Annotated in this window: 8 protein-coding genes; all 8 read left to right on the top strand. The window is 60.5% G+C overall.

The window, feature by feature from the left end:
- The first annotated feature begins 159 nt into the window (after positions 1-159).
- The 8 genes from ACTJJ6_RS10950 to ACTJJ6_RS10915 all read left to right on the top strand — a co-directional run bounded on the left by ACTJJ6_RS10950 (position 160) and on the right by ACTJJ6_RS10915 (position 14,596).
- A complete protein-coding gene (locus ACTJJ6_RS10950; RefSeq protein ID WP_228009804.1) occupies positions 160-1,332 on the top strand; it encodes an acyl-CoA dehydrogenase family protein in 1,173 nt (390 codons plus the stop codon).
- Entirely contained in the window at positions 1,329-3,344 is a 2,016-nt protein-coding gene (locus ACTJJ6_RS10945; RefSeq protein ID WP_440801400.1) for a DUF6041 domain-containing protein, read from the top strand. Before ACTJJ6_RS10950 ends, ACTJJ6_RS10945 begins: the two co-directional genes overlap by 4 nt.
- Positions 3,341-6,007 (top strand): PEP/pyruvate-binding domain-containing protein, encoded by a 2,667-nt coding sequence (locus ACTJJ6_RS10940; RefSeq protein WP_440801397.1) that lies wholly within the window; start codon positions 3,341-3,343, stop codon positions 6,005-6,007. Before ACTJJ6_RS10945 ends, ACTJJ6_RS10940 begins: the two co-directional genes overlap by 4 nt.
- A 170-nt stretch (positions 6,008-6,177) precedes the next feature.
- A complete protein-coding gene (locus ACTJJ6_RS10935) occupies positions 6,178-8,781 on the top strand; it encodes a hypothetical protein (RefSeq protein WP_049299658.1) in 2,604 nt (867 codons plus the stop codon).
- Positions 8,778-11,339, top strand: a complete 2,562-nt coding sequence (locus ACTJJ6_RS10930; protein WP_440801393.1) for an aminotransferase class III-fold pyridoxal phosphate-dependent enzyme — start codon at positions 8,778-8,780, stop codon at positions 11,337-11,339. The genes ACTJJ6_RS10935 and ACTJJ6_RS10930 overlap by 4 nt, the downstream gene beginning before the upstream one ends.
- A 10-nt stretch (positions 11,340-11,349) precedes the next feature.
- Positions 11,350-12,366 carry a methyltransferase gene (locus ACTJJ6_RS10925; protein ID WP_440801392.1) on the top strand — a complete coding sequence of 339 codons (1,017 nt, stop codon included), beginning with the start codon at positions 11,350-11,352 and terminating at the stop codon, positions 12,364-12,366.
- Between the two features lie 23 nt (positions 12,367-12,389).
- Positions 12,390-12,653, top strand: coding sequence for an acyl carrier protein (locus ACTJJ6_RS10920; RefSeq protein ID WP_004940224.1), 264 nt, complete (start codon positions 12,390-12,392; stop codon positions 12,651-12,653).
- Positions 12,650-14,596 (top strand): aminotransferase class I/II-fold pyridoxal phosphate-dependent enzyme, encoded by a 1,947-nt coding sequence (locus tag ACTJJ6_RS10915; protein ID WP_143778562.1) that lies wholly within the window; start codon positions 12,650-12,652, stop codon positions 14,594-14,596. Before ACTJJ6_RS10920 ends, ACTJJ6_RS10915 begins: the two co-directional genes overlap by 4 nt.

Below are 14,596 nucleotides of genomic sequence, written 5' to 3'. Positions count from 1 at the left end.
TAAAACACAATTAAAACAACAAAATAAAAACATCAATTAACAAAATTGTAATAATAGACCACACAAATAAACATTTGTTTACATTTACCATTACTTTGCCTGTTTGAGTTTTGGCCACCTCCAAACTAGAAATATTAGCTAATTTAATCTCTCAACCCAATGGCGGAGTTCGTCATGGATTTTAACTTATCAAGTGAGCAGCAGGCTCTAAGCGAATCCGCTCAGCGTTTTGCCCGCGAGGTGCTGGATCAGGATGCGCATGCTCGGCTTTCACAGCAGGTATTAAGCCTGGATTTGTGGCGACAAGCCGCCGCCTATGGTTTTACCCGAGCCCCCGTGACGACCGCGTTCGGCGGATTGGGCATGAATGCGCTCGATACTGCACTGATGATTGAGGCGCTGGGTAAAGGCAGCCGCGACATCGGCATGTCCTTCTCGCTCTGCGCCCATCTGTGCGCCTGCGTGATCCCGCTTTCCCGCTTCGGTTCCGAGGCATTAAAAGCGCGCTATCTCGAAGCGTTGGCGGCCGGAAAACTGATCGCGGCGAATGCGGCGACGGAGCCGGACGCCGGTTCCGATATTTATGCCATGAAATCAACCGCTCAACCCTGTGAAGGCGGCTACCGGCTCAACGGAAACAAAATTTTCATCACCAACGCGCCGATTGCCGACATCTTCATCGTCTATGCGAAAACCCATCCCGAACATGGCTTTATGGGCGTGTCCGCATTTGTGCTCGAGAAAGGGATGCCAGGCTTAAACGTAGGCGCCGTCAGCCCGAAAGATTGCCTCTCCAACTGCCCGTGGAGCGAACTGACCTTCAACGACGTCTTCATTCCAGAGGCCCAACGGATCGGTATGCCGGGCGCCGGCGGCGCCATCTTCCACGATTCAATGATCTGGGAAAAGGGCTGCCTGTCGGCTCTGTTTATCGGCGCAATGGAGCGCGTGTTCGACAGCGCGCTGGACTATGCCAAACAACGCCGACAATTCGGCAAAGCGATCGGCCAATTTCAGTCCGTCTCCAACCGCATCATCGATATGAAACTGCGTCTGGAACAGTGTCGGCTAATGCTCTACCGCGCCTGTTGGAAACACGATCGGGGCCAGGATGCCGAGATCGACATCGCCATGAGCAAACTGTTGATTTCCGAATATGCCGTGCAGTCCGCGCTGGACGCGATTCAAATCTTCGGCGGAGCCGGCATGGATCAAGAACTCGGTCTGGTGCGCCACTTGCTGAACGTGATCCCCAGCCGGATCTTCTCCGGCACCAACGAGATACAAAAAGAAATTGTCGCCCGCAAGCTGGGTCTGCGGGGAGGCGCATGATGATCGTTCAACGCGTTTTTGCCGTGCTCTATATGTTGGCCGGCCTGGCGAAAGCCTTCCCTCAGTTGGAAAACGTCGCCGATATTCTGCAGCAGGCGGCCGTGGCGAACCAGGGCACCTGGTACGCCGGGGCGACGGCTTGGTTGGCGGCGCAGGGTACAGTGGTTAACGCGCTGATCGGCGTGGCGCTGTTTGCCTCCGGTGCGGTCTTGATGTTCAACCCGCGTTGGACGCCATTGATCATCTACTGCCAGCTGCTGATGATGGCGGGATTTGTCACGATCCTGCACCGCGCCCAGCCGCAGGTCATGTTGCTCGATGCGATTTTCGCGCTGGCGGCGCTGTACATGCTGCGTCAGCAGCACCACCGCAAACCCAAGCCGCGCACGTTCCCCACGCGCGACTTTTCCACGCCCACGCCGGCGGCAGGCGGCCCGGTAACCCCCGCGCTGGACGGCGAGTATGACGTGGTGATCATCGGCGGCGGCGTCTCCGGTTTGGCCGCGGCCAGCGAACTGACCGATCGCCGGGTTTTGGTGCTGGAAAAAAGCGCCTCCTTCGGCGGCAACGCCCGCTACAGTACGGTGAACCGCCTGAAATTTCCTATCGCCGGCGTCTGCTTCCAGGAACCGCTGCCGAATTCTTTCATGGCGCAACTGCTGAAGAAAATCGGTCTGAGCGGCGTATATAAATCCAATGAAAAGGACACGCTGGTATTTTTCGACACCGTCTTGCTGCTCCGCTGCCTGGGTGAAGTCGTCGTCGGTTTTATCAAACAACCGGGCTACCTGCTTAAACCCGCCGTCTGGCGCCTGACGGGACAACTATTCCTGCATGCCTTGATCGGTAAACCTTATGTTATCGCGGCAAAACAGCTGGGCGATCCGATCTTTGCCGATCTGTACGCCTTCCTGGATACCTTCTCGCCGCGCGGCGAGCGGTACCCCAGCCTGCCCTGGACGCCGCAGAGCGCCTGGAGCAAAACGAATATGGCGCTGCTCGACACTATCCCGCTGTACACGTATCTGTTCGAACCGCACAAACTGGATCAGATCCCGACGGATCTGCGGCCACCGAGAAAATTCGGCAAGCTGGTAGAGAATGCCGTCAGCACCACGCTGCGCGTGGAATGTCTCGATATTCGCGAAGTCTCCGCCTATGTCGGATTGCACTTCCTGGTGGGGTATTTACGCGGCAATCTGGTCACGCTGCCGGGCGGTAACGGCAGCATCAGCGCCGGGCTGCTCGACTATCTTGAGGAGCAAAACAACGTCAGGCTGCAAAGCCGCGTACAGCTTCAAAGCATCACGCCCGGCGGCGACGAAACGGTGATCCGGTTCAGCGTCAATGGCGCGGCCAGCGAAATCAGAGCCAAACAAGTGATCTGGGCCGCCCCCAAAACGCATGTGCCCACCTGGTTGCCCACCCTGCCCAAAGAGCAATTGGCGGCGATCCGCCAGATCCGCCATGAAGATTACTACCTGGCGAACGTGCTGTTGAAAAAACCGATCCTCGAACGCTCGTTCGGCGGCTATCTGATCGAGCCGGAAAACACCCGCACACCTTACTATTGGAGCAAAGCCGGCACCTGCCTGGTCGCCAATTGGATGGACAATCACCTCAGCGCGGAAGCCGGGGTATTAACCCTGCTCAAACCGACCACTCGCCCAGAGCGGCAAGGTCGCACCGCGCAAAACGAGTTCCCGGCGCTGCAGCAACAGACCTATGTCGAAATCGCCAAAGTGCTGGGCAACATGGGCATTGACGCCGACATCATTGAAGACATTCAAATCTGGTTCTGGCCCGCGGGTCTGGTGACCTCGGTCGCCGGGCAACAGGCCCAGGGCGTGTTTCACCAGGCCAGCAGGCCGTTTGAGAATATTCACTTCGCCAATCAGGACAGCGTGGGCATCGGTAATATCGAAAGCGCGGTGCTAGCCGGACTGAACGCCGCCAAAGCGGTGAGAGGACGCCTCGCAATGCCCGTTACGCCTGCGGAGGTGATGTCATGAATCCTACCCTGGTGGTTGAACTTTCCGGCGATAAAACGCTGGAACCCCATCGCCTGGGCGGCAAAGCCCATTCGTTGAATCATTTGATTCAGGCGGGCTTGCCGGTGCCGCCGGCGTTTTGCATCACCGCGCAGGCTTACCGACAGTTTATCGAATTCGCCGTGCCGGGAGCGCTGCTCGACACGGGCGCACCGGGCAACGTGCGCGATATGATTTTGAGCGCCGCTATCCCCGCCCCGCTCGATCTGGCGATCCGTCACGCCTGCAAACAGTTGGGCGACGGCGCCTCGCTCGCCGTGCGCTCTTCGGCGCTGGAAGAAGACGGCCTGACCCACTCTTTCGCCGGGCAATACGACACTTACCTGCACGTGCGCGGGGATGACGAGGTGGTGCGCAAAGTGCAATCCTGCTGGGCGTCGCTGTGGGCGGAACGCGCCGCCCAGTATAGCCGGACATCGGCGGCGCAGAGCGATATCGCCGTCGTCTTGCAAATCATGGTGGATGCAGACGCCGCCGGCGTCATGTTTACCCAAGATCCGCTGACAGGCGATGCCAACCACATCGTCATCGACAGCTGCTGGGGGCTGGGGGAAGGCGTGGTATCCGGACAAGTCACCACCGACAGCTTCATTTTGGATAAGGCGAGCGGCGAGATCCGCGAGCGGCAAATTCGTCACAAACCGCACTATTGCCAACGCGATCCGCAGGGACGGGTCACGCTGCTGCAAACGCCCGAAGCCAGGCGAGACGCCCCCAGCTTAACCCCGGAACAGCTGCAACAGCTTGCCAGGCTGGCCCGGCAAACGCGGATGATTTACGGCACGGAACTGGATATCGAATGGGCGGTGAAAGACGATCGCGTGTGGCTCCTGCAGGCGCGGCCGATCACCACGCAGGCCAAACCGGTTCAGATGCTTTACGCCAACCCGTGGGAAAGCGATCCGACGATCAAGGAACGGGCCTTTTTCTCCCGAATGGACACCGGCGAGATCGTCACCGGCTTGATGACGCCGCTGGGGCTGTCGTTTTGCCAGTTCTACCAAAAGCATATTCATGGCCCGGCGATCAAAACCATGGGGCTGGCGGATATCGGCGATTGGCAGATTTATATGGGGTATTTGCAAGGCTACGTCTATCTGAATATCTCCGGATCGGCCTACATGCTCCGCCAATGCCCGCCCACCCGCGACGAAATGAAGTTCACGACCCGCTACGCCACCGCCGATATCGATTTCAGCGGGTACAAAAACCCCTATGGCCCCGGCGTACAGGGATGGGCTTATCTCAAGAGCGCCTGGCATTGGCTGAAACAGCAGAGGCATAACCTGCGCAGCGCCGGCGCGACCGTCGATGCCATGATCGCCCTGCGCCAGCGCGAGACGCGCCGCTTTCTGGCGCTGGATCTGACGACCATGACACATCAGGAACTGGAGCGAGAACTCAGCCGCATCGACGGTTACTTCCTCGACAGCTGCGCCGCCTATATGCCCTTCTTCCTTCAGTCGTTCGCGCTCTACGATGCGCTGGCGCTGACCTGCGAACGTTATCTCAAAGGCCGCGGCAACGGATTGCAAAATCGCATCAAGGCGTCGATGAACAACCTGCGCACCATCGAAGTCACGCTGGGCATTCTCAGCCTGGTGGAGACGGTCAATCGTCAACCGGCGTTGAAGGCCCTGTTCGAGCGACACAGCGCACAGGAACTGGTCACCGTCCTGCCCACCGCTCCCGAATCGCGCGCCTTCTGGCAAAGCGACTTCAGCGCCTTCCTGTTCGAGTTCGGCGCCCGTGGCCGCCAGGAGTTCGAATTGAGTCTTCCGCGCTGGAACGACGATCCCAGCTACCTGCTGCAAGTGATGAAAATGTATCTGCAACATCCGGTGGATCTGCACACGAAACTGCGGGAAACAGAGCGGCTGCGCCATGAAGACAGCGCGACGCTGCTTAAAGCGATGCCCTGGTTTGGCCGGATGAAGCTGAAGTTCATCACCAAACTGTATGGTGTGATGGCCGAACGCCGCGAAGCGACCCGGCCAACCTTCGTCACCGAAACCTGGTTCTACCGCCGCATCATGCTGGAAGTGCTGCGGCGCCTGGAGGCGCAAGGCCTGGTCAAACCGGCCGATCTGCCCTATGTGGACTTCGAGCGCTTCCGCGCGTTTATGGCGGGGGAACAGTCGGTGCAGGAAGCGTTCGCCGCCGATCTGATCGAGCGCAATCGCCACCAGCATCTGCTGAACCTGCATGCGGAAGAGCCGCCGATGGCGATCGTCGGGGGGTATCAGCCCAGGATGAAAGCCCCCACGGCGGAAAACGCCGCCGGCATGCTGTCCGGCCTGGCGGCCAGCCCCGGCAAAGTGGTGGCGAAAGCGCGCGTCATCACCGACCTGCTGGCGCAGGCCGGCGAGCTGCAGCCCAACGAAATCCTGGTGGCGCGCTTTACCGACGCCAGCTGGACCCCGCTCTTCGCGCTGGCGGCGGGCATCGTCACCGATATCGGCTCTGCGCTGTCCCACAGCTGCATCGTCGCACGCGAATTCGGCATCCCCGCGGCGGTCAATCTCAAGAACGCCACCCAGTTGATCAACAGCGGCGACACCTTGATTCTCGACGGCGACAGCGGGACGGTCATTATTCAACGCGGAGAACGTGCCGATGGCTAGTCAGCACCACATCCGGCGAAGGTAAACCATCCGCCTGAACACAGCACAATTCAACGAAGGTGATGCGCGCGGCAACCGCCGCCTGCAGAGACCGTCGCGGGCTTTGTCGTGCCGAATTTGCCCGCCTGGCTGAAGCCGTCACTCCATTTTGGCTGCACAAGGAACTCATCATGACGACCCTGACAGGACAAGCAAGACTCACCAACTCCGCCGCCTACGAGCAAGTGTGGCAAGCGGAGCGCCAGGCCTGCCGCACCGACGCGGATCCCGACACCCTGACGGTCGGCGTGGTGGTGGTGACGCGCAACCCGGCGTTTTTCCAAACCGGGCTTAGCGTACTGAACGATATCCGCGATTATGTTTTCAACCGCGTGCATATCCAGTCCGAGATGCCGCTGAAACTGTTGGATCTGGCGGCGGACTCGCTTTATCTGGCCGCGCGCGAAAAGGCGCTGCACTTTCTCAAAGGCCAAAACAAGGCTATCAACGTTCGCATCATCCAATGCGCCAGCCTGGCCGAGGCCACCGGCAAGATCATCTATACGCATGCGCTGGAACAGCGTCCCGAATTTCATTTGGGCATGCTGTTCTACGATCAGACCACGCCGGCCGGCGTCGATGACAGCATCGAACAGATCGATCGCGATCTGGACGCCTTTTACAGCGCCTTGCAGCGCAGCGGCATTCCCGCGTTTTACACCACCTTCTCCACCGTTGCGTTCATTCGCCAGCTGCGATCGCCCTTCCGCTACCTGCCGCAGCAATACCGCGAAATCGTGCGCAGCGAAGATCCGGCGATCTTCCAAACCGAGCTGTTGTGCCTGTGGATGGACTTCTTCGAGATGAACTACACCAACCGCCGGGTCAAGCCGATCGGCGCGCTGGCGCTGCACAACACGCTGGGTGAGCAGCTGATTCAATTTTTCGAGCGTACCGCCGCCGAACGCTGGCTGGTGTCCTATTACACCGGGTCGATCATCTCCAATCTGATCGGCTATCTGGATCGGCATGCGGAGGCGCGCGGCGCGCTGATCCTGCGCGGCCCTAACGAACACGCCATCGCCTGCGGCGCCATGGCCAACTGGCAGCTGTATCGCATGCCGTTCCTCGGCGTAGTGACCTCCGGGATGATGGATGAATTCAAGGGTACGCTGGCCAACCTCAAGGAAACCGCCGCCCAGGGCATCATCGTCGCGGCGGAAAACCGCGGCAATCAATGGTACAGCTTCCAGGGAACGCTGACGCCGACGGAGGACATGCGCGAAGTGCTTATCGCCCGCCGCATCCCGTTCGTTTATATCGATGACGTCGAAATGATCGGCGCCGGTTTGACGGAAGCCTTCCGCCTTTATCATCAAGGCCAGGGGCCGGTGGTGATTCTGGCGACGCAAAACGTGCTGGAGTCGACCCTGTCGCTGGAGGGTGCCGTCGGCGATCCCTCGCCGATCCCGGTTCTGTCGGCGGACGATCCGCTGCCGATGAGCGAAAGCCTGGCACAGGCGATAGCGCTGATCAACCGCGGGCCGGAACGGCTGGTGTGGCAGTTGGGCCCGGTCAGCGACGACGAATACGCCCTGATCCATGACATCGCCGACGCCGCCGGCATCGCCCTGGTGGACTCGTTGGCCCATCCTGGCTCGGCGCCGAAATATTATCAGGGCCGGCGCAATCCCCACTACCTGGGCACCCTGGCGATTTACGGCTATAGCCCGCGCGTCTACAACTTCCTGCACACCAATGACAAGCTCAACGCCATGAGCGAGCAGAGCCTGTTTATGATCAAAAGCCGCGTCGCTCAGATCACCACCCCCTTCTCCGACGGCAGGCTGGAGCGCAAGGTTCATCTGGTGCAGCTCACGCACGATGATCGCCATCTGTCGCCCTATGCCGATCTGCACCTGCACATGAACTGTCTGGCGTTCCTGCGCACGGTGAAAGCGCATCTCGACGTCGATCCGGCATTGCGGGAAAGACGCCGCGCGTTGATCGCCGCCTATCTCGATTCGCCTTCCGACGTGGTCAGCCAGCTTCCCAGTCTGCCCATGTCGGCCAACTACTTCTTCTGCCAGTTGAACCGAGTGATTGAAGAGTTGATCGAAACGGAGGGCTTCGATTTTACCGGCGTATATGACGTCGGCCGGTGCGGCATCTCCGCCGCGCGCAACGTCGCCAAAACGCGCCGCGGCTTTTCCGGCTGGTATGGCCGCGCCCTGATGGGCGACGCTCTGCTGGCCACCGGCTACCTGGCTTACACCAGCCCAAGCCACGTGATGGCGTTTATCGGCGACGGCGCTAAAGGGATCGTACCGGACATCCTGCCGGCTTTTATCGACAACATTCTCACCCATCCGCAGTTGCTGAATAAAAGCATCACCGTCTTCTATTTATGCAACGGCGGTCTGTCCGTCATCAATACCTATCAGGAACGCATTCTGTTCAATCGCACCTCGCGGCAAATGCGGTTGGTGAACGTCGAACAGCCGGACGTCGAACAAACGGTCAATAACTTCCATATCCAGAGCAAAACGCTTACGCATTTCGACGAAGACGTCATTCGCCAGGCGCTGACCACCCCGCACCGACTCAATCTGTTCTCCGTGGTGCTGGGACACAACAATGAAGGCGACGGTATCTCGCTGGCCACCGCCAAAGGCTGGCAGCGCGATCCGAGCGACCACGACGCCCTGCAGGAGCGCAAAGCCTGGGCAGCCCAACAGCCCGAATCGACCAGCACCGCCTTCGACCAAGATCCTACACAGGAAGCCACCTCATGAAATTCGGATTCATCGCTCATCCCACCTCGCTGGGGTTGAAACGTTACGTCAAAATGCTCGATCTGCTGCAACGCAACTCGACCGAGCAGCACAGCGGCTATACGCGTGAACTGTGGGAACGACAAAACCTGGTTCCCTTTATGAACTTCGCCAGGATCACCTCGGCGACCGGCGCCACTTGCGAAGGGGTGATCAAATACATGCCGCTGGTGGCGGATGAGATGCTGGCCGACGCACGCGGTATCGCCGCCAGGGTGGTCCAAGGCATCGAAGAGCTGGCCGGCGATGGCGCCGAACTGGTCGGTCTCGGCGGTTTTACCTCTATCGTTGGGCGACGCGGCGAAGCCACCGCGGAAAAGTCGCCGGTGCCGGTCACCTCCGGCAACTCGCTGACCACCTACGCCGGCTACAAGGCCTTGATGCAGATCCAGTCCTGGCTGGAAATTCGCCCGGAGGAGGAACCCGTCGCCATCGTCGGCTATCCGGGGTCGATCTGCCTGGCGCTAAGCCGTCTGCTGCTGGCGCACGGTTTCTCTCTCCATTTGCTGCACCGCGCCGGCAACCATGATCGCAGCGAACTGCTCAGCCATTTGCCCGAGGAGTATCACTCGCGCGTCACCCTGACCAGCGATCCCGAAGATCTCTACCCGCGCTGCAAACTGTTTGCCGCCGCGACCTCCGCCGGCGGCGTGATCGACCCCGCCAGACTGCAACCCGGTTCGATCTTCATCGACGTGGCGCTGCCGCGCGATATCGCTTCGGAAACGCGCCCGGCGCGGGATGACATTCTGATCATCGACGGCGGCTGCGTCACCGCCACCGATGCGGTCAAGTTGGGTGGAGAATCGCTCAACGTCACCATCAAGCAACAATTGAACGGCTGCATGGCGGAAACCATTGTGCTGGCGCTGGAAAACCGGCGGGAAAACTTTTCGCTGGGTCGCTATCTGGCGCCGGAAAAAGTGCTGGAGATCGGTGAAATCGCCGAGCGCCACGGGTTCTTCGCCTATCCGCTGGCCTCGTACGGCGAGCGCATCGATCGGCAGAGCGTGACCAATCTCAAGCGCTACTACCACCATGACATCTATGCCGGGGAACCGGCTGATGCGGCGCTGCCCGCATCGCGCCTGGCGTTTATCGATGCGGTCATCGCCCAAACGCCGGCCAGGGAAGACACCCTCGACCGCTATCATCAATACATCAACCCCATGATGGTGGACTTCCTCAAGTTGCAGCGCTGCGACAACGTTTTCCGCAGCGCCGCCGGCACCCAGTTGTATGACGATGCGGGCGAGGCTTTCCTGGACATGCTGGCGGGCTACGGGTGCCTAAACCTGGGCCACAACCCGCAGCCAGTGGTCAACGCGCTGAAAAACTACCTCGACGCTCAAGGCCCCAACTTCATTCAATACATTTCCATTCCCGAACAGACTGCCAAGCTGGCCGAAGTGCTCTGTCGTCTGGCGCCGGGCAACATGGGCCGGGTGTTCTTCAGCAACTCCGGCACCGAAGCCGTCGAGGCCGCGATGAAGATCGCCAAGGCCTCGACGGGCAAGCCGGGCATCGCCTATCTGCGCAACAGTTACCACGGTAAAACGCTGGGCGCGTTGTCCATCACCGGACGAGACAAACACCGCCGCTATTTCACACCGCTGCTGGACGCGATGGTGGAAGTGCCGTTCGGCGATCTCGCCGCGCTGCGGGCAGCGCTGAACCGTGAAGACGTCGGCGCGCTGATGATCGAACCGATCCAGGGCGAAGGCGGCGTGCATATCCCGCCCGCCGGTTACCTGCAGGCGGTGCAGCAGCTCTGCCGCGAGACCGGCGTGCTGCTGATGGTGGACGAAGTGCAAACCGGGCTTGGGCGCACCGGCAAACTTTTCGCCTGCGAATGGGACGGTATCGAGCCGGACGTGCTGATGCTGTCGAAATCCCTGTCCGGCGGCCTGATCCCCATCGGCGCCACGCTGTGCCGAACCGATCTTTGGCAAAAAGCCTATGGCACGGCGGACCGCTTCCTGGTGCACAGCTCCACCTACGGCGGCGGCAACCTCGCCTCGGTCGTCGCCCTCAGCGCGCTGCGCGAGATCCTGGCGCAGGATTTGGTCGGCCATGCCGAACGGATGGGCGCCTACTTTAAGCAGGCACTGAGCGAGATCGCCGCCCGCTATCCGTTCGTCAGCGAAGTGCGCGGCCGCGGCCTGATGCTGGGGATCCAGTTCGATCAGGCGTTCACCGGCGCGGTCAACGCCTCCGCCCGCGAATTCGCCACCCGGCTGCCGGGCGATTGGCACACCACCTGGAAATTCTTGCCCGATCCGGTGCAAGCCCATTTGCGGGCGGCGATGGATCGCATGGAACAGGCGCTCGGCGAAATGTTCTGCATGAAATTCGTCACCAAGCTGTGCCAGGACCACAAGATCCTGACCTTCATTACCGCCAACAGCTCGACGGTGATCCGTATTCAACCCCCGCTCATCATCAGCAAAGCCGAGATCGACCGTTTCGTCGGCGCCTTTGCCACGGTGTGCGAGGAACTCTCCACCTTTTTAGACTAGGGAGCCAGCAATGCCTTTAACCAAGCAAGATGCCGTCAATCAGATGATGGGCTTTTTCCAGGCCAAGGCGCTGACCGCCGCGCTGGCGCTGAAGCTGTTCGATCATCTGCGTGATCGGGACGCCGACGCGGCGCACATCGCCGCGCGGCTTGACTGCCCGGCGCGTTCCACCGAGCAGTTGCTCATCGCGCTGCGGGCCATGGGGTATCTCGACCAACGAGACGGCCTTTATCATTTGCCCGCCGCCCACCGGGCTTTTCTGTTGAGCGACGAACCCCAGTGGCTGGGATGGCTGGGCCGCCACATCGATACCTTCCTGTATCCGCTGTGGGGCGAGCTGAAAACGGCGGTGCGAAACGATGCCCACCAGCGCCGCACGGTCTTCGGCGATGACCGCAGTTGGTTCGACATCCTGTACCAAAATCCGGACGACGTGGCGGACTTCCAGGAATTTCTCGGTAAATTCGCCGCGCCCTTTATCGCCGGCTTTGTTCGCGATTACGACTTCTCGCAACACCGTGCGTTTTTGGACATCGGCAGCGGGATCGGCAGCCTGCCGATGGCGATCGCCGACGCTTATCCGGGGATCGCACTCGCGATCTGCGAACTGCCGCAGGCCTCGGCGTTCTTGCGCGACAAGCTGACGCTGCAAGGCTATGGCGAACGCATTGACGTCGTGGAGGGCGATGTCATCAGCGGCGATCTGCCGATCGGCGGCTATGACCTGATCCACCTGGGATGGATGCTGCACGACTACGCCCCGGAAACCCAACTGACCATCCTGCGCAACATCTATCGGGCGATGCCGGCCGGCGGCCGCTTCATCGCTTCCGAAACGCCGCTGAACGAAGACAAATCAGGGCCGGAATTTACCGCCCTGCTGTCGCTGAACATGCTGGTCTCCACCGACGGCGGCATAGAGAGCAGCGCGCAGGAATACCTGGACAGATTCCGTCTGGCGGGATTCAGCAACGCGCGCATCATGAAAATAGCCGGCCCACGCACCCTGATCGTCGGCGAAAAATAACCAGTTAGCAACGGGAGCTCGCAATGTTAGAAAGCAAATTGATCCAGCATATCGCCACCCAGTATCTGGATGGCGATCACGACGGCCTGAATGCTCAAACCCCGCTGTTTGAACTGAACGTCGTCGATTCCGCCTCCATTTTCGATCTGGTGGATTTTCTGCGTCAGGAGTCTCATGTCGCCATCGGCATGCATGAGATCCATCCGGCGAACTTCGCCTCGGTGCAGGCGATGGTCGCGCTGGTGCAACGGTTGCAAGCGCAAGTCGCCGCAGGGGGTGTCGCATGAGCGTTCACGCCGTCGATAGCGCCGCAAACGCGCATGAAGCCGTCCGGCAGTCGGTGCTGCACACCTTCGCCCGGCTGACCGAGTACGAACCGTCGGCACTGGCCCTGACCAGCCATCTGGAAAACGATTTGGGCGTCGACTCCATCGCGCTGGCGGAAATTGCCATGGTGCTGAACCGTCAGTTCCAATTAAATACGCCGCTGGCGATCCAGGAGATCAAAACCATTCAGGATGCGCTCGACGGTATTTTGCAGCGCGGTTTCACGCTGCCGACGCCGAACGCCGCCGCGCAACCTGCCCCCGAGACGCCTCAGGCCTGGTTGAGCGCTCTCGTGCGCCAGGTGTTCGCCACCCACAGCGGATATGAAGTGCGTGATCTGTCCCCCGACGCCGCCATCGAAGGCGACCTGGGCATCGACTCCGTAGCGGTGGTGATGGCGCGCAACGAGTTGCTCAAAACGCTGGGCCTGGACGATAACGCAGCGCTGGCGGAGTGCCGCACGCTGGCTGAGCTGGAGCACAACCTGGCGGCGCGGCTGGTTCAGGAACAGGGCGAAGCGTGGTTCAGCCGCTTTGGCCAGCACACCGCCGCGTCCGCCGCGCCGCAGCCCACCAAGGCGCCCGCATCGCCGGACGCGCGCGATGAGCTCGGCGATCCGCGCACCATGCGGGACTTCGTCGGCATCGAGCACCCGGATTTGTTCCATAAAACGCGTGAATTCGGCGCTTTTTATCGCGATAAAAAACAGCGTCAGCTTTACTGGTACGGCATGCCGCTTGAAACGCCGTGCAAAAACCGCGCGGTCATGTTCGACGAGGTCACCGGCAAAAGCCGCGAATTTCTGATGTTCGGCTCCAACAGCTATCTGGGATTGTCGAACCATCCGGAAGTGATCCACGCCATCCAGGACGCCGCTGGCCTGTACGGCGCCACCAACACCGGGTGCCGCATCATCGCCGGCAGCAACGTGCTGCATCTGGAATTGGAGCGCAAACTGGCCAAGCTCAAAGGGCGCGAAGACTGCATCGTCTATCCGTCCGGCTACTCGGCCAACCTGGGATGCATCTCGGCTCTGACCAGCCGACACGACCTGGTGTTCACCGACGCCATCAACCACATGAGCATCCAGGACGGCTGCAAGTTGGCGGGCGCGCAGCGGAAAATTTATGACCACTCTTTGACCAGCCTTGAGAAATCGCTGGCCAAATACGCCGATCACCCCGGCGGCAAGCTGATCGTCACCGATGGCGTTTTCAGCATGCACGGCGATATCGTCGATCTGCCGCGCCTGATGAAGCTGGCCGAACGCTACGGCGCACGCGTATTGGTCGACGACGCGCACGCGACGGGCGTCTTGGGCAAAACCGGCTCGGGCACGGCGGAACACTTCAATATGAAAGGCCAGGTGGATCTCGAACTGGGCACCATGAGCAAGGCGCTGTCGGGGTTAGGCGGCTTCGTTTGCGCCGATGGCGAAGTGGTCGAATACCTGCGTTTCTACTCCAACTCCTATGTTTTCGCCGCCACCATCCCCGCCGCAGTCGCCGCCGGCGTGATCGCCTCCATCGACGTGATGCTGCGTGAACCCGAGCGACTGACCAAGCTGTGGGACAACATCTACTACTTCCGCACGTTGCTGCTTAACGCCGGTTTTGACCTTGAGCATTCCGACTCGGCCATCATTCCGGTGGTGGTGGGCGACGACGCCAAAACGCTGCTGTTCGGCCGCGCCGTCCGGGCGCGCGGGCTATTCTGCCAGACCGTGGTCTTCCCGGGCGTCAGCGTGGGTGACGCCCGCTTACGCATCAGCGTGACCAGTGAACACACGCGTGAAGATCTGGATGAAGCCTACGCCATTTTGGTGGCGGCGGCGCTGGAGACCGGCGTGCCGGTCAACGGCGATGTCCGACGGGAAGAGCGCGCACGCGCCGCCGAGGTCTGA

Origin of the sequence: Serratia sp. 22278 (genome assembly GCF_052045405.1) — a bacterium.
Lineage (GTDB): Bacteria > Pseudomonadota > Gammaproteobacteria > Enterobacterales > Enterobacteriaceae > Serratia > Serratia marcescens.
This window is presented reverse-complemented; position numbering and strand designations above follow the sequence as displayed.